General features: G+C 72.5%; 16 protein-coding genes. 7 read left to right on the plus strand and 9 right to left on the minus strand.

Translation table 11 applies throughout. The annotated features are described in order from the left end of the window. The first annotated feature begins 95 nt into the window (after positions 1 to 95). Positions 96 to 1232: an RNA-guided endonuclease InsQ/TnpB family protein gene (locus JAO84_RS19825; protein WP_370414060.1), complete on the plus strand. Its 1137-nt coding sequence runs from the start codon at positions 96 to 98 to the stop codon at positions 1230 to 1232. Positions 1233 to 1358: 126 nt separating this feature from the next. On the opposite strand, the gene JAO84_RS19830 is transcribed toward JAO84_RS19825, so the two are convergent. Beyond that, positions 1359 to 2366 carry a zinc-binding dehydrogenase gene (locus JAO84_RS19830; protein WP_370414061.1) on the minus strand — a complete coding sequence of 336 codons (1008 nt, stop codon included), beginning with the start codon at positions 2364 to 2366 and terminating at the stop codon, positions 1359 to 1361. 68 nt (positions 2367 to 2434) lie between these two features. Then, positions 2435 to 3619, minus strand: coding sequence for an NAD(P)-binding protein (locus tag JAO84_RS19835; protein WP_370414062.1), 1185 nt, complete (start codon positions 3617 to 3619; stop codon positions 2435 to 2437). A 106-nt stretch (positions 3620 to 3725) separates the two neighbouring features. Between JAO84_RS19835 and JAO84_RS19840 the strand changes: the two genes are divergently transcribed. Continuing rightward, on the plus strand, positions 3726 to 4397 hold the full coding sequence (locus JAO84_RS19840) for a pentapeptide repeat-containing protein (RefSeq protein WP_370414063.1): 672 nt from the start codon (positions 3726 to 3728) through the stop codon (positions 4395 to 4397). 9 nt (positions 4398 to 4406) lie between these two features. Here the strand turns inward: JAO84_RS19840 and JAO84_RS19845 are convergent, their stop codons facing one another. From JAO84_RS19845 to JAO84_RS19860, 4 genes are all read right to left on the minus strand, one after another. Further along, on the minus strand, positions 4407 to 4907 hold the full coding sequence (locus tag JAO84_RS19845; RefSeq protein WP_370414064.1) for a hypothetical protein: 501 nt from the start codon (positions 4905 to 4907) through the stop codon (positions 4407 to 4409). Positions 4908 to 4993: 86 nt separating this feature from the next. After that, complete coding sequence (locus tag JAO84_RS19850) at positions 4994 to 6205, minus strand: FAD-dependent monooxygenase (protein WP_370414065.1); 1212 nt, start codon at positions 6203 to 6205, stop codon at positions 4994 to 4996. A gap of 110 nt (positions 6206 to 6315) precedes the next feature. Next, the gene (locus tag JAO84_RS19855) at positions 6316 to 6990 is read right to left on the minus strand and encodes a response regulator (protein WP_370414066.1); all 675 of its coding nucleotides are present in this window, start codon (positions 6988 to 6990) and stop codon (positions 6316 to 6318) included. After that, positions 6987 to 8144: a sensor histidine kinase gene (locus JAO84_RS19860; protein WP_370414067.1), complete on the minus strand. Its 1158-nt coding sequence runs from the start codon at positions 8142 to 8144 to the stop codon at positions 6987 to 6989. Before JAO84_RS19860 ends, JAO84_RS19855 begins: the two co-directional genes overlap by 4 nt. A gap of 205 nt (positions 8145 to 8349) precedes the next feature. Here JAO84_RS19860 and JAO84_RS19865 point away from each other — a divergent pair, with 205 nt between their 5' ends. Together JAO84_RS19865 and JAO84_RS19870 are read left to right on the plus strand one after the other, a co-directional pair. Beyond that, a complete protein-coding gene (locus tag JAO84_RS19865) occupies positions 8350 to 8895 on the plus strand; it encodes a heme-binding protein (RefSeq protein ID WP_370414068.1) in 546 nt (181 codons plus the stop codon). 165 nt (positions 8896 to 9060) lie between these two features. Continuing rightward, on the plus strand, positions 9061 to 10503 hold the full coding sequence (locus JAO84_RS19870; RefSeq protein WP_370414069.1) for a M1 family metallopeptidase: 1443 nt from the start codon (positions 9061 to 9063) through the stop codon (positions 10501 to 10503). A gap of 6 nt (positions 10504 to 10509) precedes the next feature. On the opposite strand, the gene JAO84_RS19875 is transcribed toward JAO84_RS19870, so the two are convergent. Then, positions 10510 to 11037: a GNAT family N-acetyltransferase gene (locus JAO84_RS19875; RefSeq protein WP_370414070.1), complete on the minus strand. Its 528-nt coding sequence runs from the start codon at positions 11035 to 11037 to the stop codon at positions 10510 to 10512. Between the two features lie 85 nt (positions 11038 to 11122). Then, entirely contained in the window at positions 11123 to 11698 is a 576-nt protein-coding gene (locus JAO84_RS19880) for a TerD family protein (RefSeq protein WP_265867343.1), read from the minus strand. A 111-nt stretch (positions 11699 to 11809) separates the two neighbouring features. On the opposite strand from JAO84_RS19880, the gene arfB reads away from it, so the two are divergent. Next, on the plus strand, positions 11810 to 12247 hold the full coding sequence (gene arfB / locus JAO84_RS19885; protein ID WP_370416814.1) for an alternative ribosome rescue aminoacyl-tRNA hydrolase ArfB: 438 nt from the start codon (positions 11810 to 11812) through the stop codon (positions 12245 to 12247). Between the two features lie 26 nt (positions 12248 to 12273). On the opposite strand, the gene JAO84_RS19890 is transcribed toward arfB, so the two are convergent. Beyond that, on the minus strand, positions 12274 to 12840 hold the full coding sequence (locus tag JAO84_RS19890; protein WP_370414071.1) for a flavin reductase family protein: 567 nt from the start codon (positions 12838 to 12840) through the stop codon (positions 12274 to 12276). 362 nt (positions 12841 to 13202) lie between these two features. On the opposite strand from JAO84_RS19890, the gene cdgB reads away from it, so the two are divergent. Both cdgB and JAO84_RS19900 read left to right on the plus strand, forming a co-directional pair. Beyond that, positions 13203 to 14858: a diguanylate cyclase CdgB gene (cdgB, locus tag JAO84_RS19895; protein WP_370414072.1), complete on the plus strand. Its 1656-nt coding sequence runs from the start codon at positions 13203 to 13205 to the stop codon at positions 14856 to 14858. 152 nt (positions 14859 to 15010) lie between these two features. After that, positions 15011 to 16003, plus strand: coding sequence for a CBM35 domain-containing protein (locus JAO84_RS19900; RefSeq protein WP_370414073.1), 993 nt, complete (start codon positions 15011 to 15013; stop codon positions 16001 to 16003). Positions 16004 to 16029 lie beyond the last annotated feature (26 nt).

Consider the following 16029-nt stretch of genomic DNA (forward strand, 5'->3'; position numbering starts at 1 on the left):
GCGGGGCATGCGAACATTAGTGCGCAATTCACTAGTTCTGGTGAAGTGAGGGTGAGTGGCGCCGTTTGTGAGAAGTGCACCCTACTGTTCGAGTCATGAAGCAGGTGGTGCGGGTGAAGCTGCTGCCAACGCCCGAGCAGGCGCTGGCACTTGCCCAGACCCTCGACGCCTGCAACCGGGCTGCGAACTGGCTCTCCCGTCGGGCGTTCGAACGTGGGGTGGCATCCCGAGCCCGCTTGCAGACGCTCGCGTATGCCGACCTGAAGGCGCGGGGCTTGTCCGCGCAGCCTGCTCTGCACGTGCTGCGTAAGGTCGCCGACGCCTACACCGCGCTCAAGGCGAACCTGAAAGCCGGAAACCTGGGCAAGCCCGGTTCGGAGCGTCACCACAGGGTCAGCTGCAAGCCGATCGCATTCCGTCGGGATGCGGCGCAGCCCTACGACGATCGCTGCTTGTCCTGGCAGATGTCCGAGCGGACGGTGTCCATTTGGACCGTGAACGGTCGGATGAAGAACCTTGCCTTCACGGGACATGCCGATCAGCTTGAGCTCATTGAAGAGCACCGGAGGGGCGAGTCGGATCTGGTGTGCCAGGCCGGCCAGTGGTACCTCATCGCCACCTGCGATGTCCCAGACGCCGGATTGAATATGCGCCCGGTGGGGTTTGTCGGGGTGGACTTGGGGATCGTGAACATCGCCACGACCTCCACTGGTACACGCCACTGTGGACGCGTGCTGAATCGACGACGGGGGGCGGACCGGAAGCTGCGGGCCAAGTTGCAGAAGAAGGGCACGAAGTCCGCCAAGCGCCGGGCGAGAAACATCAACCATAAGATCAGTAAGAGCATCGTGGCGGAGGCTCAACGCACCGGTCGCGGGATTGCCCTGGAGGACCTCACGGGCATCCGAGAGCGGGCACGGCTACGAAAGCCCCAACGCGTCACGCTGCACTCCTGGTCCTTTCGTCAACTCGGCGCCTTCATCGCCTACAAGGCCAAGCGCGCCGGGGTTCCACTGGTGTACGTGAATCCGGCATACACCAGCCAGGAATGCTCGCTGTGCCACCACATCGACAGACGTAACCGGCCCGCACAGGCCCGGTTCGCATGCAGGTCCTGCGGCTTCGTTGAGCACGCCGACCTGAACTCGTCCCACAACATCTCCCTACGCGGTTGGTGGATGTGGGTCTGCGGGGCCGAGTCACAGGCCCCTGCGCTCACCCTCGTCGCGTGAGCGCTGGACGCAGCCGGGACCATCACGGCCAGTGATGACCCGAGCAGCAAGCCCGGGCCGCCAGCCCTGGGCAGTTGACGGGGCACTCCTGGGACGTCCTCGGGATCTAGCACCCCGGAGAACTGACTACGGGATCAGGACCACCTTGCCGATCGTGCCCCGCGTCTCCAGCGCCCGGTGGGCCCGTGCCGCCTCCGCGAGGGGGAAGCGGTGGACCGCCGGGCGCAGGGTGCCGTCGGTCGCGGCGGCGAGGGCGGCGAGTTCGAGGTTGCGGATGTCGCCGCCGGCCTTCTGGAGCATGACGGGGCCGAGGACGGACTCCGAGGTGATGCCGCGGGCGGCGAGTTCGTCGTGGGTGAAGGTGAGCGGCTCGCCGTCGTGGAGGCCCGCGCCGGACCAGCCGAAGACGAGGTGCTGCCCGCCCTTGCCGAGCAGGTCGACGGCGGCCCGTCCGGTGTCGCCGCCCACCGAGTCGAAGACGACGGTCGCGGTGCGGTTCCCGAGGGCGTCGAGGTACGCGCGGACCTCGGCCGGCCAGTCCGGCGCCGTGTAGTCGACGGCGAGGTCCGCGCCGTTCGCGCGGACCCGGGCCACCTTCTCGGGGCCGCCGGCCAGGCCGATGACGACGGCGCCCGCGTTCTTCGCGTACTGCACGAGCAGCGTGCCGATGCCGCCCGCCGCGGCCGGGACGACGGCCACCGAGTCCGGGCCGAGCTCGGTGAACTGCAGGATCCCGAGCGTCGTACGGCCCGTGCCGATCATCGCGACCGCCTCCGCGTCCCCGAGCTGCTCGGGCAGCGCGTGCAGGCGGGCCGCGTCGGTGACGGCGAGCTCCGCGTAACCCCCGGGTGCCATGCCGAGGTGGGCGACCACCCGGCGCCCGAGCCACGCCGGGTCGGTGCCCTCGCCGAGGGCGTCGACCGTGCCGGCGACCTCGCGGCCGGGGACGGTGGGCAGGGCGGCGGGCGCCGGGAAGGGGCCGGTCGCGCCCTCGCGCAGGGCCGTGTCGAGGAGGTGCACGCCGGCCGCCGTCACCTTGACGCGGACCTGGCCGGGGCCGGGGACCGGGTCCGGGACCTCCTCGTACGTCAGGTTCTCGGCCGGGCCGAAGGCGTGGAGGCGGATGGCGTGCATGGTGGCTCCCCGGTGGTCGACGGTGTCTTCCCGTACGGATGTCTTCCGAACAGGGACAGCCTCCGACCTCAAGCTGACTTGAGGTCAAGGGGTTCGATACGGTGCTCCGCCCGCATCGCCAGCGACACCGCCTCCACCGCGCTCGTGAACGACACCTCCGCCAGCACGCCCGGCGCCGCCACCTGGTCGCCGGCCAGGTACACGCCGTCGCCCCGGTCCACCGCCGGCCGGTCCCGCCAGGTCGTGCCGGGGCGGTCGACCGCCCCCGTACGCCCGTTGCTCACGGCCTCGCGCCGCCACACCGCGCGCTCGCGCCAGCCCGCGAAGCCCAGGTCGAGCAGCCGCTCCGCGTGCGCGACGCCGTCCGCCTTCGACTCGCTGGCGGCGATCGGCAGCTGCGCCTGGATCAGCTCCTGGCCGGCCGGGGCGAGGCCCGGGTCCTGGGTGGTGAACCGTTCCACCCAGCCCGGCGCGTCCAGGTCCGAGATCGCGAACGGGTCGCCCTTACGGCTGCGCAGCGCCAGGTCCATCAGCACCGTGCGGCCCGACTCCCAGGTCAGCGACGGGTCGCCGAGCAGCCGGGCGGCGGCCGGCAGCGCGGTCGCGACGACCACCGGGCCGGCGTCGCGGGGCAGGTCGCCGAGCGCGGCGATCCGGGCCGAGGTCTCGATCCGTACGCCCGTCTGCCGGGCGCGGTCCGCCATCCGTCCGATCAGCCGGCCCCAGCCGCCCTTGACGAAGTGCGCCTCGGGCGGGAGCGCGGCGGCCCGGTGCAGCCGCTCCTGGACGAAGCGGGCGGACAGGGCGCCCGGGTCGTGGTGGTAGAGCGCCACTCCGCTGTACGCGGCGGCGGCGCGGGCCGCCTCCGGGCCGGCGAGCCGGGTCGCCCAGGTGCGGAAGTCGACGTCGACCGGCGCCTGTTCGCCCGTACGGAGCGTCTGGCGCAGCATCCCGAGCGGCGGGACCCGGCGCAGCGCGCCGCGGTGGTGGAAGCGCAGCTTGGCGGCCTCGCGCAGCGGCAGCGGGGCGAGCTCGCCGAGCAGGCCGCGCTGGTGCAGCCAGGTCCAGTGGGGGCCGCCGTTGTAGATCGCGTGCGGGCCCTCGTTGGTCAGGTACGGGCCCTCGGCGGTGCGGGCGCGGCCGCCGAGCGTGTGGTGGGCCTCGTACAGGGTGACCCGGGCGCCCGCCTCGGCGGCGGTGACGGCCGCGGTGAGTCCGGCGAAGCCGCCGCCGATGATCGTGATCTTCCGCATCTCTCGTCTCCCTCGGCTCCCTCGTGTGGGGTTACGAAGACGGGACGGGTGGCGGGGGCCGGGTTGTGACATCGGCGGCGGGGCATTGTCAGTGGCGTGCGTCACGATGGATGCCATGAAGAGGAAGAGCGTCGTGAGGCCCCGCGAGCCCGAGGTCCGGCTGCCCCCGCTGGAGCCGTACGAGGGCGGTCTGGAGCCGGACGGGGACTACGACGGCCTGGAGCTCACCGGTCTGGATCTGACCGGCCAGGACGGGGCGGGGGCGCGCTTCCTAGACTGCGCGCTGCGTGACTGCGGGCTGGACGGGGCCCGGCTGACGGCGGCGCGGCTCCTCGATTCGGTGCTCACGGGGGTACGGGGGGTGGGCACCGATCTCGCGGGGGCGCAGCTGCGGGACGTGGAGCTGGTGGACGCGCGGCTCGGCGGGGCGCAGCTGCACGGGGCGGTGTTCGAGCGGGTGAGGGTGAGAGGGGGGAAGATCGACTATCTGAATCTGCGGAAGGCGAGGCTGAAGGACGTCGTCTTCGACGGGTGCGTGCTCGACGAGCCGGACTTCGCGGGCGCGGTGCTTGAGCGGGTGGAGTTCCGGGACTGCGTGCTGACGGGGGCGGACTTCAGCGGGGTGCGGCTGAAGGACGTGGATCTGCGGACGGTGCAGCGGCTTCAGATCGCGCGCGGGGTGGACGCGCTGGCGGGGGCGGTGATCTCCACGGCGCAGCTGCTCGACCTGGCGCCGGTGTTCGCGGCGCAGTTGGGGGTGCGGGTGGAGGACGCGTAGCCCTGCCGGTCAGGGGAGGCGGGGGAAGCGGGCCTGGAGGTCCCAGATCGCCGGGTTGTCCGCGAGGCCCTCGTGCATGTCGGTGAGGTCGGCGATCAGGTCGTGCAGGAAGTCGCGGGCCTCGCGGCGCAGTTCGCCGTGGTTGAAGGTGAGGGCCGGTTCGTCGCCCGGCATCCAGTCGGCCTCGACGTCCACCCAGCCGAAGCGCCGCTCGAACAGCATGCGGTCGGAGGACTCGGTGAAGTCCAGCTCCGCGTACTGGGGGCGGGAGGCGCGGCTGCCCTGCGGGTCGCGGTCCAGCTGCTCGACGATGTCGCACAGCGCCCACGCGAAGTCGAGCACCGGCACCCATCCCCAGGCTGTGGACACCTCCTGGTCCTTCACGGTGTCCGCGAGATACACGTCGCCGCAGAACAGGTCGTGCCGCAGGGAGCGGACGTCCGCCGCGCGGTAGTTCGTCTGCGGGGGGTCCGGGAAGCGGCGGGAGAGCGAGTAGCCGATGTCGAGCACCCGTCGATGGTCCCACGCCGCCCGCGCCCCGGACCCCGCGCGGGTCCCGGAACCCGCCCCGGCGGGCCCGGGGCCGGGCCCGGGGCTCAGCCCCGGTGGGCCGCCTTGGCGACCTTCGGGCCGAGCCAGCGCTTGAGGCGGCGGAGGGGTTCGAGCCGGCCGGCGGCGCGGTCGAGGCGGTAGTAGAGCTGCGGGGGGATGTGGGGGAGCAGGGGGGAGTGGCGCTGCCCGAGGAGGGCGAACATCTGCGACGGGGGGAGGTGCATGTAGCGGGGGAGGTTCTCGTACCACTGGGCGCTGTAGTGGGCCGCGCTCTGGGCGGAGACGAGTTCGGCGCGGCGGCGCCGGCCGTAGACGGCGAGGGCGGTGGGCAGGTCGGCGCCGTGGGAGCGCAGGGCGGCGGCGAGGCCGAGGGCGTCCTCCAGGGCCAGGGTGGTGCCCGCGCCGATCGAGTAGTGCGTGGTGTGGGCGGCGTCGCCGAGGAGGACGGTGTTGCCGTCGTGCCAGGTCCGGGTGGTCAGGGTGCGGAAGTTCAGCCACTGGGCCGGGGCGCCGTCGCCGTGCTGCTCGCGGCCGATCAGCGGCTCGCCGTCGAGGAGGTCGGCGAAGATCTTCTCAAGCAGGCGGAGGGTCTCGTCCTCCTGCGTCCGGTCCAGACCGAGGCCCCGCCACGTCTCCGGGCCGCACTCCACCACGCACGTCGACTGCTCGCCGCTGAACCCGTACGCGTAACACCAGATCCAGCCGTGCTCGGTCTCCTTGAAGGCGAAGCTGAAGGAGTCGAAGACCTTTGTCGTGCCCAGCCACACATAGTGGTTGCGGCCGCCGGTGACCTCGGCGCCGAAGCGCTCGGGGCGCGCCTCGCGCAGCAGGCTGTTCACGCCGTCGGCGGCCACGACCAGATCGGCGCCGGCGAGCTCGGGGGCGTCCGGGCCGGTCACCGGGTGCTCGTGCGCGACGCGGACGCCGAGCTCGCGGGCCCGGTCGGCGAGCAGCCCCAGCATCCGGCGCCGGCCGATGCCGAAGCCGGCGTCGCCGCGGTGCACGGTCCGCTCGTCGCGGACGATCGCCACGCCGTCGGTCCAGGTCACCGACGCGGCGGCGATGGCCTCCGCCGACTCCGGATCGCCCGCGCGGAGCTTGTCGAGGAGCCCGGCCCAGTAGGTGACGCCCCAGCCGTACGTCGCCCCCTCCGGGTTCCGCTCGTACACGGTGATCTCGTGGGAGGGGTCCTGGCGCTTCATCAGGATCGAGAAGTACAGGCCGCCGGGCCCGCCGCCGACGATGGTGATCTTCACGTGCGCTCCCACGAGGACATGACACAGTGCGCCTGAGTGGCAACGCACAGTAGCAGTCCCGGCGGCCCCACGGCAGCAACCTCAGCCGCTGCCGCCGCCCTGCCGCAGACCTAGGGCAGCAGCCGCTGCTCCTTCGCCACCGCCACGGCGCCCGCCCGCGTGTCGACGCCGAGCTTCGCGTAGATCCGGCCCAGGTGGGTCTTCACCGTGGCCTCGCTGATGAACAGCGCGCGGGCGATCTCCCGGTTGCCGAGGCCGTGCGCCAGCTGCCCGAGGATGTCCCGCTCGCGGTCGGTGAGCGACGGGCCGGCCGCGCCGCGCATCCGGTCCATGACCCGGCTGGCGACCGGCGGCGACAGCGTCGTACGGCCCTGGGCGGCCGAGTGGATCGCGGCGAACAGCTCCTCCGGGCGCTCGGCCTTCAGGAGGTAGCCGGTGGCGCCCGCCTCGATGGCGCGGGTGATGTCCGCGTCCGTGTCGTACGTGGTGAGGACGAGGACGTGCACACCGGTCGGGGCGATCCGGCGGGTGGCCTCGACGCCGTCGATGCCCGCGCCCAGCTGGAGGTCCATCAGGACTACGTCCGGGCGCAGATGGGCGGCCATCGCGACCGCCTCCTCGCCGCTGCCGGCCTCCCCGACCACCTCGATGCCGGGCGCGCTGCCGAGCAGGGCCAGCAGCCCGGCGCGGACCACCGCGTGGTCGTCGCAGAGCAGGATGCGGACGGCATCGCGGGCGGGCTCACGGATGGGCTCGCGGGCGGGGTCGCTTGCCGGCGCGTTCACGGGCGTACCTCCAGCGGGATCGCGGCCGAGAGCACGGTGCCCTCGCCCGGGGTGGACTCGATGGTCAGGGTGCCGCCCAGCTGCTGCGCGCGCACCCGCATCGCCGGCAGTCCGTGGCCGCGCACCCCCGGGTCCGCGCGCGAGACGGCCGGGTCGAAGCCGCGCCCGTCGTCGGCGACGTCGAGGACGACCTGGTCGTCCAGATAGGTCAGGGTGATCGCGGCCGAGGCGGCCTCGGCGTGCTCGCGGATGTTGGCGAGGGCGCCCTGCGCGATGCGCAGGAGCGCCGACTGCACCCGGTCGGGCAGCGGTACGGGCAGGCCGTCGACCCGGAACGCGGCCGACTCCCGGCTCGCGAGCCCGCGCAGCGCCTCCTCCAGGCCGCCGCCCTCGGCGAGGTCGGCGGGCGCGAGGTCGTGCACGAAGCGGCGGGCCTCGGCGAGGTTGCGTTCGGCGATCGACTCGGCCGTACGGACATGGCGGCGGGCGGTCCCGGGGTCGCTGTCCCAGGTGCGGTCGGCGGCCTGCAGCAGCATCTGCTGGCTGGACAGGCCCTGCGCGAGGGTGTCGTGGATCTCCATGGAGAGCCGCTGGCGCTCGGCGAGGGTGCCCTCGCGGCGCTCGGTCGCGGCCAGCTCGCGGCGGGTGCGGATCAGGTCGTCGATGAGCTTGCGCTGGCGGGCCGCCTGCCGGTCGGCGTGCACGAAGACGCCGGTGGCGATGGCGGCGACGGCGGGCGGGGCCACGATCAGATTGGGGTCCCAGCCGCCGTGCGAGAGCTGCACCTGCGCGAAGACGACGAAGGCGGTGAGGAGGGCGACCAGGCCGAACGCCGCCTTGTGCGGCAGGGTCCGCAGGCCGGTGTAGAAGAGCGGGACCGCGCACCACGCGAAGCTGGGCGCGAGGACGACGAGGACCACCCACACGGCGACGACCGTGCCCAGCCACGCGATCCGGCGCGGGGTGGCGCGGGTGCCGAGCACCGGCCCGAGGAGATAGAGCGCGGCGAGCGCGCCGGACAGCGCCACGATCCACGGGCTGCGCTCCTCCCAGGGGTGGCGCAGCAGGAAGCGGGCGAGCGAGGCGCCGAGGAGCAGGAAGAAGGCCACGTGCATGACCCGGGCCAGCCAGCGGGCGTCCGGGTCCCGTTCCATCGTCCACCTGTTCCGTGTAGCACTTGACCTGGGGATACGTATCCATCCTGGCCCGGCAGGGCCAGGGGGGCATCAACCGATCGGCTGACCTCCCTGTCGTCCACTATGCGCGCCGACGGCAGCCGGAACGCGGACCGGCGGGCACCGGTTCCGGCCGGAGGATCGATGCAGAGCGAACGCCTCACGATCCCCTCAGGAGACCGCCATGAAGAAGAAGTTCCTCCTCGGCACCACCGCCGCCGTCGTCCTCGCCGCCGGCACCTTCGGCGCCGTCTCCGCGAACGCCACGGGCCCCGCCGCCGCCCCGGCCGCGGCCGTCGCCAAGGCGGACGCCGAGGGCGACAACACGCGCCAGACGACCCACCTGACGATCGAGGCCGCGACGAAGGCCGCGCAGGCCACCCTGAAGGCCGCCGAGAAGGAGAACCAGCGGGTGTCGGTGGCGGTCGTGGACCGCGACGGCAACACCATCGTGACCCTGCGCGGCGACGGCGCGGGCCCGCAGTCCTACGAGTCGGCCGTGAAGAAGGCGTACACCGCGGTCTCCTGGAACGCGCCGACCTCCGAGCTGGTCAAGCGCCTCACCAACGCGCCGACCCTGAAGGACATCCCCGGCACCCTCTTCCTCGCCGGCGGCGCCCCCGTCACCGCGAACGGCGGCCCGATCGCGGGCATCGGCGTCGCGGGCGCGCCCTCCGGCGACCTGGACGAGAAGTTCGCCCAGGCCGGTGTGGCCTCGCTGAACGGCTGAATCTCCTGATCGCTGCCTGATCGCTGCCTGATCCCGCCTGAACTCCGACGGCGCCCGGACCCCCGCCGGGCGCCGTCGGCTTGCCCGTACAGGAACACGCACCTCCGCTCGTACACGCGTTCTCACCTGCGCGTCTGACTTCTTATGTCTGCTTAGGATCGGTTCGTGAACACTCGTAGCCGCATCCGCGTCCGGACCGGTGCCCTGGCCGTCGCCCTCGCCCTGCTCGCCGCGGCCTGCACGAGCGGCGGCAGCGGCGGGGTGAAGGGCACGCCCGGCGCGGCCGGGCTGCGCGACCCGTACTTCCCCAAGCAGGGCAACGGCGGCTACGACGTACGCCACTACGCGCTCACCCTGTCGTACGACCCCGCCTCCGGCCGGCTCGACGGGCGCGCCGAGATCACCGCCGAGGCCACCCAGGACCTCAGCGCCTTCAACCTCGACCTCGCCGGGCTCACCGTGCGCGACGCCACCGTCGGCGGCGCGCCCGCCGCCGTGAACCGGGCCGGGAACGAGCTGACCCTGCGCCCCCGCGAGGACATCGACAAGGGGACGGAATTCCGCGCCGTCGTCCGCTACTCCGGGGTCCCGGAGACCATCACCGACTCGGACGGTTCCAAGGAGGGTTGGCTCAAGACCGCCGACGGCGCCCTCGCGCTCGGCGAACCGACCGGCTCCATGGCCTGGTTCCCCGGCAACCACCACCCCTCCGACAAGGCGGCGTACGACATCACCGTCACCGTCCCGGCCGGGCTCACGGCGCTCTCCAACGGCGTCCGCACCGCCGAGCGCAAGGAGGCCGACGGGCGCACCACCTCCGTCTGGCACGCCGCCGAGCCGATGGCCAGCTACCTCGCGATGCTCGCGATCGGGCGATACGACACGAGCACGGGCACCCTCGCACCAGGCACGGCCGGGACCGGGGCGGGGGCAGGGGCCGGGATTCCGGTGCTCTCCGCCGCCGACCCGGAGGTCGCCGCGAAGACGGCCGCGCTGCGCGCCCGCGTCCCAGAGATCCTCGACTGGCAGACGGAGAACTTCGGGCCGTACCCCTTCGCCGCCGCCGGGGTGGTCGTCGAGCGCGACGACGACATCGGCTACGCCCTGGAGACCCAGACCCGGCCGGTCTTCCCCGCCTCCTCCTTCGACCCGAGCACGCTGGTGCACGAGCTCGCCCACCAGTGGTACGGCGACTCCGTCACCCCCGCGACCTGGTCGGACCTGTGGCTCAACGAGGGCTTCGCGACCTACGCGGAGTGGCTGTACGCGGAGGACTTCGGGCACACCCCGGCGCAGAAGAACTTCGAGAAGCAGTACGCGAACGAGGACGCCTGGGCCTACTCGCCGGCCCATCCGCCCACCGCCGAGGACCTGTTCGGCACGCCCGTGTACGAGCGGGGCGCGATGGTCCTGCACCGGATCCGGCAGGTGGTCGGCGACGACACCTTCTACGAGATCCTGGCCGGCTGGCCCGCGAAGTACCGGCACGCCACCGCCACCACCGAGGACTTCACGGAGTACGTGGACTCGATGACGGAGGAGGACCTGTCTGACGTGTGGGACGTGTGGTTGTACGGGGACGGGAAGCCCGCGCACATCACCGACTGAGCCGGGCTAGGGCGCTACGGCCCCGAGGCTTTTGCGCATCACGACGCACGGGCGGTCGTGCGCCAGGTCGGGCCTGCGCGCGGTCTCCTCGTAACCGAGCGAGCTCCAGAAGGCCAGCGCCCGCGGGTTGTTCTCCAGGACCGCGAGGCGCAGCCCGGCGCGGCCGCGGGAGCGGAAGGAGTCCTCGACGTACGCGGCGAGGCGGCGGCCGAAGCCCGCGCGGTGCGCGCCGGCGTGGACCATCAGCAGGCCCAGCCACGGGTCGGGGTCGGCCGGGTCGGGGTGGTGGGCGAGGGTGATGGCGATCGCGACGAGCCGGCCCTCGGAGCGGGCGAGCAGCACCTCGGCGTCCGGGTGCGCGAGTTCGTCGGCGAGGGCGGCGGCGACCTGTTCCGGCAGGATCCGGTCCGGGTCCGGGAAGTCGCCGCTGAGCTGCTGGAACTCCTCGTTCGACGCGTACAGGGCGGTGAGTTCGGTGAGCAGCGGGCCGGGGAGGTCGGACGGGTCCTTGGCGGTCAGGGGTTCGACGATCATCAAGAAAGCGTAGAGCCCCGGACCCCGGGGGTGCCGGGGTTCGGGGCTCGTGCTCATGCGCGGCTCATGCGCTTACGCGCGTACGTCAGAGGTTGACGCCGAAGTCGCGGGCGATGCCCTCCAGGCCGGAGGCGTAGCCCTGGCCGACCGCGCGGAACTTCCACTCGGCACCGTTGCGGTAGAGCTCGCCGAAGACCATGGCGGTCTCGACGGCGGCGTCCTCCGACAGGTCGTAGCGGGCGATCTCGGCGCCGCCGGCCTGGTTGACGATGCGGATGTAGGCGTTGCGCACCTGGCCGAAGTTCTGCGAGCGGTTCACCGCGTCGTAGATGGAGACCGGGAAGACGATCTTGTCGACGCCGGCCGGCAGGCCCGCCAGGTTGACGTTGATCTGCTCGTCGTCGCCGCCGCCCTCGCCGGTGCGGTTGTCACCGGTGTGGACGATGGTCTGGTCCGGGGTGGACTTGTTGTTGAAGAAGACGAAGTGGCCGTCGGAGACGACCTTGCCCGCGGCGTCCACGCCGATGGCGGAGGCGTCCAGGTCGAAGTCGGTGCCCGTGGTCGTACGGACGTCCCAGCCGAGGCCCACGGTGACGGCGGTGAGGCCCGGGGCCTCCTTGGTCAGGGAGACGTTGCCGCCCTTGGAGAGGCTTACAGCCATGGGATGTCCCTTTCTGAGGTCCTGCGGGTGTCGAACTCGTCGCTCGCATTAACGCACAGGGAGCCGTCACGGTTCCAAAAGAAGGTGACGGGCGTGCGGCGCTCCGGGACGATGGGACACATGTCCGGTCCGTATGTCATCCGCGGCTCCGTCTCGCTGCCCGAGGCCGAGCTCATGTGGCGTTTCTCGCGGTCGTCCGGGCCGGGCGGGCAGCACGTCAACACCAGCGACTCGCAGGTGGAGCTGCGCTTCGACCTGGCGGCGACCGAGGCGCTGCCCGAGGTGTGGAAGGCGCGCGCCCTGGAGCGACTCGCGAGCCGCCTGGTCAACGGCGTCGTGACCGTACGGGCCTCGGAGCACCGCTCGCAGTGGCGCAACCGCGAGACGGCCGCCGTCCGCCTCACCGCCCTCCTCGCGGAGGCCACCGCCCCGCCCCCGAAGCCGCGCCGCGCGACGAAGATCCCCCGCGGCATCAACGAGCGCCGCCTGCGCGAGAAGAAGCAGCGCGCGGAGACGAAGCGCGGCCGCCAGGCCCGCGACTGGAGCTGACGAGCCCCGGCAGGGGCTCCCCCCGCTCAGCCCAGCGTCCGGTACTTCCCGCGGAAGTAGGTGAGCGGGCCGCTCTCCGCCGAGGGGAGCTTCGTGTCGAGCACGCGGCCGATGACGAGGGTGTGGTCGCCGGCGACCACGCGGCTCTCCGTGCGGCACTCCAGAGTGGCGAGCGCGCCGCCGATCAGCGGGGCGGAGCTGTGTTCGCCGCGGGTGTACGGCAGGTCGGCGAAGAGGAGGCGGTCGCTGACCCGGCCCTTCATGGCGAAGCGCCCGGCGACGTGCCGCTGGCTCTCGGAGAGCAGGGAGACCGCCCAGACGGGCACGTCCGCGAGCAGGTCGTCCATGCGGGAGTCGTTGCGCAGGCTGACCAGGACCAGGGGCGGGTCCAGGGAGACGGAGAGGAAGGCGGTGGCGGTCATGCCGACGTCCTCGCCGTGCGGCCCGTCGTCCGGGTCGTGCGCCGTGACCAGGACCACGCCCGCCGCCAGGCGGGACATGGCGGCCTTGAACTCGTCGTTGCTCACCCCCTCAGCATGAGGGATGACCAGATCGAGGGCGGTGGTAGCCGTCACGGGCGTCTTCTGCAGCACCCTCGCACGCTAATCCGGGCCCGGCCCCGCGGGCATCGGGCCCCGGTACCAACCGGGCTGCCCCACCGGACCTAGGACCGGTGCTCCCAGGACCGCCGGACCGGTCCCGTCACGGCCACCGCCCCCGGACCCGTACGTTCCGCACATGGAGGGCCTTTACGACCACGCCCCGCACCGTTCACCCACCGTTCGCAAACCCCCGCGACAACCTGTGACTTGAGTCACAGAGAGCAGTATTTGTTGACCCTGTGTACCGGGTGCACAGCTCGCTGTGATTCAGTGGCGGAGACAGTGCACCACGAAGCCGATGAAGCCGATGAGAACCCTGGAGTCAGCTGTCGAGGTCTCGGGGAGAGCGAGCGATGGAGACCGAGTCGGAGCCGTACGTCCGTCTTGCGACCCTGCGTCAGCTGCATCAGGTCGTGGCGGACCTCAACACCGCCCGAAGCCTTGCGGACACCGTGCAGGCAGTCGCCGACGGCATCGTCGCGGGCCTCAACTATGAGCTGGCCTGCGTCAACCTCGTGCGCCCCGACGGCGATCTGATCGTCTCCGCCTTCGCCGGCAGCCCCGCCGCCGAGGCCCTGATCACCGGCCGGGTCGGCTCCCGGACCTCCTGGGACCGGCGGCTCGCCATGGGCGAGGCCTGGGGCGACCTGCGGTTCATCCCGCACACCGAGGGCTGGGTGCTCATCGAGGACGACGTCCCGCAGTGGCACACCGAGGGCCCCGCCCCCCGCTTCGAGGACGAGTGGCACCCGCACGACCGCCTCTACGCCCCCATGTATGCCTCCGGCTCCGGCCGCGAGCTGCTCGGCGTGATCTCCGTCGACCGCCCGCGCAACGGGCGGCACCCCGGCCCCTGGGGCCGCGAGGCGCTCCAGATGTACGCCTCGCAGGCCGCCATCGCCATCAGCAACGCCCGGCTCCGCTCCAACATGCAGCGCGCCCTGATACGCCTGGAGCGCGAGCAGCAGGCCCTGCGGGCCAGCGAGGAGTCGTTCCGGCAGGCCTTCGAGTACGCGCCGTCCGGCATGGCCATCGCCGAGATGGGCGGCGACCAGCACGGACGCCTGCTGCGCACCAACGACGCCCTGTGCCGGCTGCTCGGCCGCCCCGCCTCCGTGATGCGCCGCTACAGCTTCGCCGACCTCGTCCACCCCGAGGACATAGGCACCCTGCTGCGCACCTCCGCCGAGGGCGGGCGCGCCGAGCTGCGCCTGGGCCGCCGGGACGGCACGTACGTCTGGGTCTCGCTCCGCAACTCCGTCGTCGCCGACACCGCCGACGGCCCCCGCTTCCTCCTCACCCACGTCGAGGACATAGAGGAGCGCAAGCGGCATGAGCTCCAGCTCGCCCACCGCGCCTCGCACGACGCCCTCACCGGCCTCCCCAACAGCGCCGAGCTGCGCTCCCGGCTCTCCGCCCGGCTCTGCGAGCGCCCCTTCGCCGCCTCCGCCCCCGAGGGCACGCCCGGCTTCGAGCCGCCGTACGGCTACGACGAGTACGACTACGAGCACGAGCACGGCTTCGGCTTCTCCCCGGCGGCCGGCACCCCCGGGGCGTACGACGGGCATGTGCACTCCGTCGCCCCCACCGGCGGCGACGTCGACGACGGCACGAAGGGCCTCGCCGTCCTCTTCTGCGACCTCGACGGCTTCAAGTCGATCAACGACCGCTTCGGGCACCACACCGGCGACGCCGTGCTCATCGAGGTGGCCCGCCGGCTCACCACGGGCGTACGGGACGGGGACACGGTGGCGCGGCTCGGCGGCGACGAGTTCGTCGTCCTCGCCGACGGCCTCGGCTCGGCCGACGCGGCCGACCTCGCGGTCCGGCTGCGGAACGCGATCATCCCGCCGATCCGGGTGGACGGGCGGGCGGTACGGGTCGGGGCGAGCTTCGGGATCGGCTGGGCCGAGTGCGGCATGACCGTCGAAGAGGTCCTGAACAGCGCCGACCAGCGGATGTACATCGAGAAGCGGTCCCGGTCGAAGGTCCACCGCCGGGCCGGATAGGCCGTACGAGGCCCCGCACAGCCGTCCGTACGAGGCCCCGCACGGCCGTCATTCACCGGACGTACACGAAGCGCCGAACCGGTGGCACGGCCGTACGAGGTAGGCTCGGCCGGTCGGCGACGGCTGGCGAGCAGGGAAAAGGAGTGACCCGGATGGCTGCCGGTAACGACGGCACGAACAAGCCCGAGGACGACGATCCGTTCGGCTATCTGTACGCCGACGGTCAGGCGGCGGGTGCACAGCCGCCCTCCGGCGGCGGCTACGGCTACCCGGGTCCGGCCGCCCAGCCGGGCGTGCCCCGCACCTCGTACAACCAGGTCCGCACGGTCGGCGAGCGCCAGTACGGCGGCCACCAGCAGCAGGCGCAGGCGCCGTTCCCGCAGCAGCAGGGGTACGGGCAGCAGCAGCCGGGGTACGGTCAGCCGAACCCGCAGTACGCGGCCCCCGAGACGTACCCCGGCGGCGGCGCCCACCGGCCCGGCCCGGCGCAGCCCGCCGGCCGTGGCGGCGGTGGCGGCGGCCGGGGCCCCAACACCAAGGGCCTGCTGATCGGCGCCGTCGCGGTCGTCGCGGTGGTCGTGGCCGGCATCACCGCCGCCGTGATCGCCAACAGCGGCGACAAGACGAACGACGCGGGCGGCACGGGCGGCTCACCGACGGGCGCGCCGACCCAGGTCTCGGAGTCCCCCTCGGTCGACCCCAGCCAGTCCTCGAAGCCCCCGCAGGCGCTGCCGCAGCAGGACGCGGCGACCCTGAAGCTGGGCGGCTCGGCGGCGCTCGCCAAGGACATCAAGGGTGCGGAGGGCGCGGACGGCGCGTACGTCACCGGGTTCAACGCGCTCGGGTCCTCGGTGACCTGGCAGGCGGACGTCGAGAAGGCCGGCACCTACCGGCTGTACGTGCGCTACGCGATCCCGGCGAAGGACGCCAACGCCACGCTGACGGTCAACGACAAGGCCAACAGCAACCCGATAGGCCTGAAGAACTTCATCAACTCCTCGGACCCGAACCTCGAGAAGAACTGGCAGACCACCTGGGCGCCGGTCGATCTCAAGCAGGGGCAGAACACGATCAAGATGTCCTGCGAGCAGGGCAATCAGTGCGACGTGATCTTCGACTGGCTGGAGATCCGGCCGAACGCGTAGCCGGGTCCTTCGCCAGGAAAGCCCGT

The organism is Streptomyces fradiae (genome assembly GCF_041270065.1).
In the GTDB taxonomy this organism is placed as follows: domain Bacteria; phylum Actinomycetota; class Actinomycetes; order Streptomycetales; family Streptomycetaceae; genus Streptomyces.

Coding starts and splice junctions, on each gene's coding strand:
- JAO84_RS19860 (WP_370414067.1), bottom strand. CDS start 8,144: ATGGAACGGGACCCGGACGCCCGCTGGCTGGCCCGGGTCATGCACGTG.
- JAO84_RS19835 (WP_370414062.1), bottom strand. CDS start 3,619: ATGCGGAAGATCACGATCATCGGCGGCGGCTTCGCCGGACTCACCGCG.
- JAO84_RS19830 (WP_370414061.1), bottom strand. CDS start 2,366: ATGCACGCCATCCGCCTCCACGCCTTCGGCCCGGCCGAGAACCTGACG.
- arfB (WP_370416814.1), top strand. CDS start 11,810: ATGGGACACATGTCCGGTCCGTATGTCATCCGCGGCTCCGTCTCGCTG.
- JAO84_RS19900 (WP_370414073.1), top strand. CDS start 15,011: ATGGCTGCCGGTAACGACGGCACGAACAAGCCCGAGGACGACGATCCG.
- JAO84_RS19875 (WP_370414070.1), bottom strand. CDS start 11,037: ATGATCGTCGAACCCCTGACCGCCAAGGACCCGTCCGACCTCCCCGGC.
- JAO84_RS19825 (WP_370414060.1), top strand. CDS start 96: ATGAAGCAGGTGGTGCGGGTGAAGCTGCTGCCAACGCCCGAGCAGGCG.
- JAO84_RS19865 (WP_370414068.1), top strand. CDS start 8,350: ATGAAGAAGAAGTTCCTCCTCGGCACCACCGCCGCCGTCGTCCTCGCC.
- JAO84_RS19840 (WP_370414063.1), top strand. CDS start 3,726: ATGGATGCCATGAAGAGGAAGAGCGTCGTGAGGCCCCGCGAGCCCGAG.
- cdgB (WP_370414072.1), top strand. CDS start 13,203: ATGGAGACCGAGTCGGAGCCGTACGTCCGTCTTGCGACCCTGCGTCAG.
- JAO84_RS19880 (WP_265867343.1), bottom strand. CDS start 11,698: ATGGCTGTAAGCCTCTCCAAGGGCGGCAACGTCTCCCTGACCAAGGAG.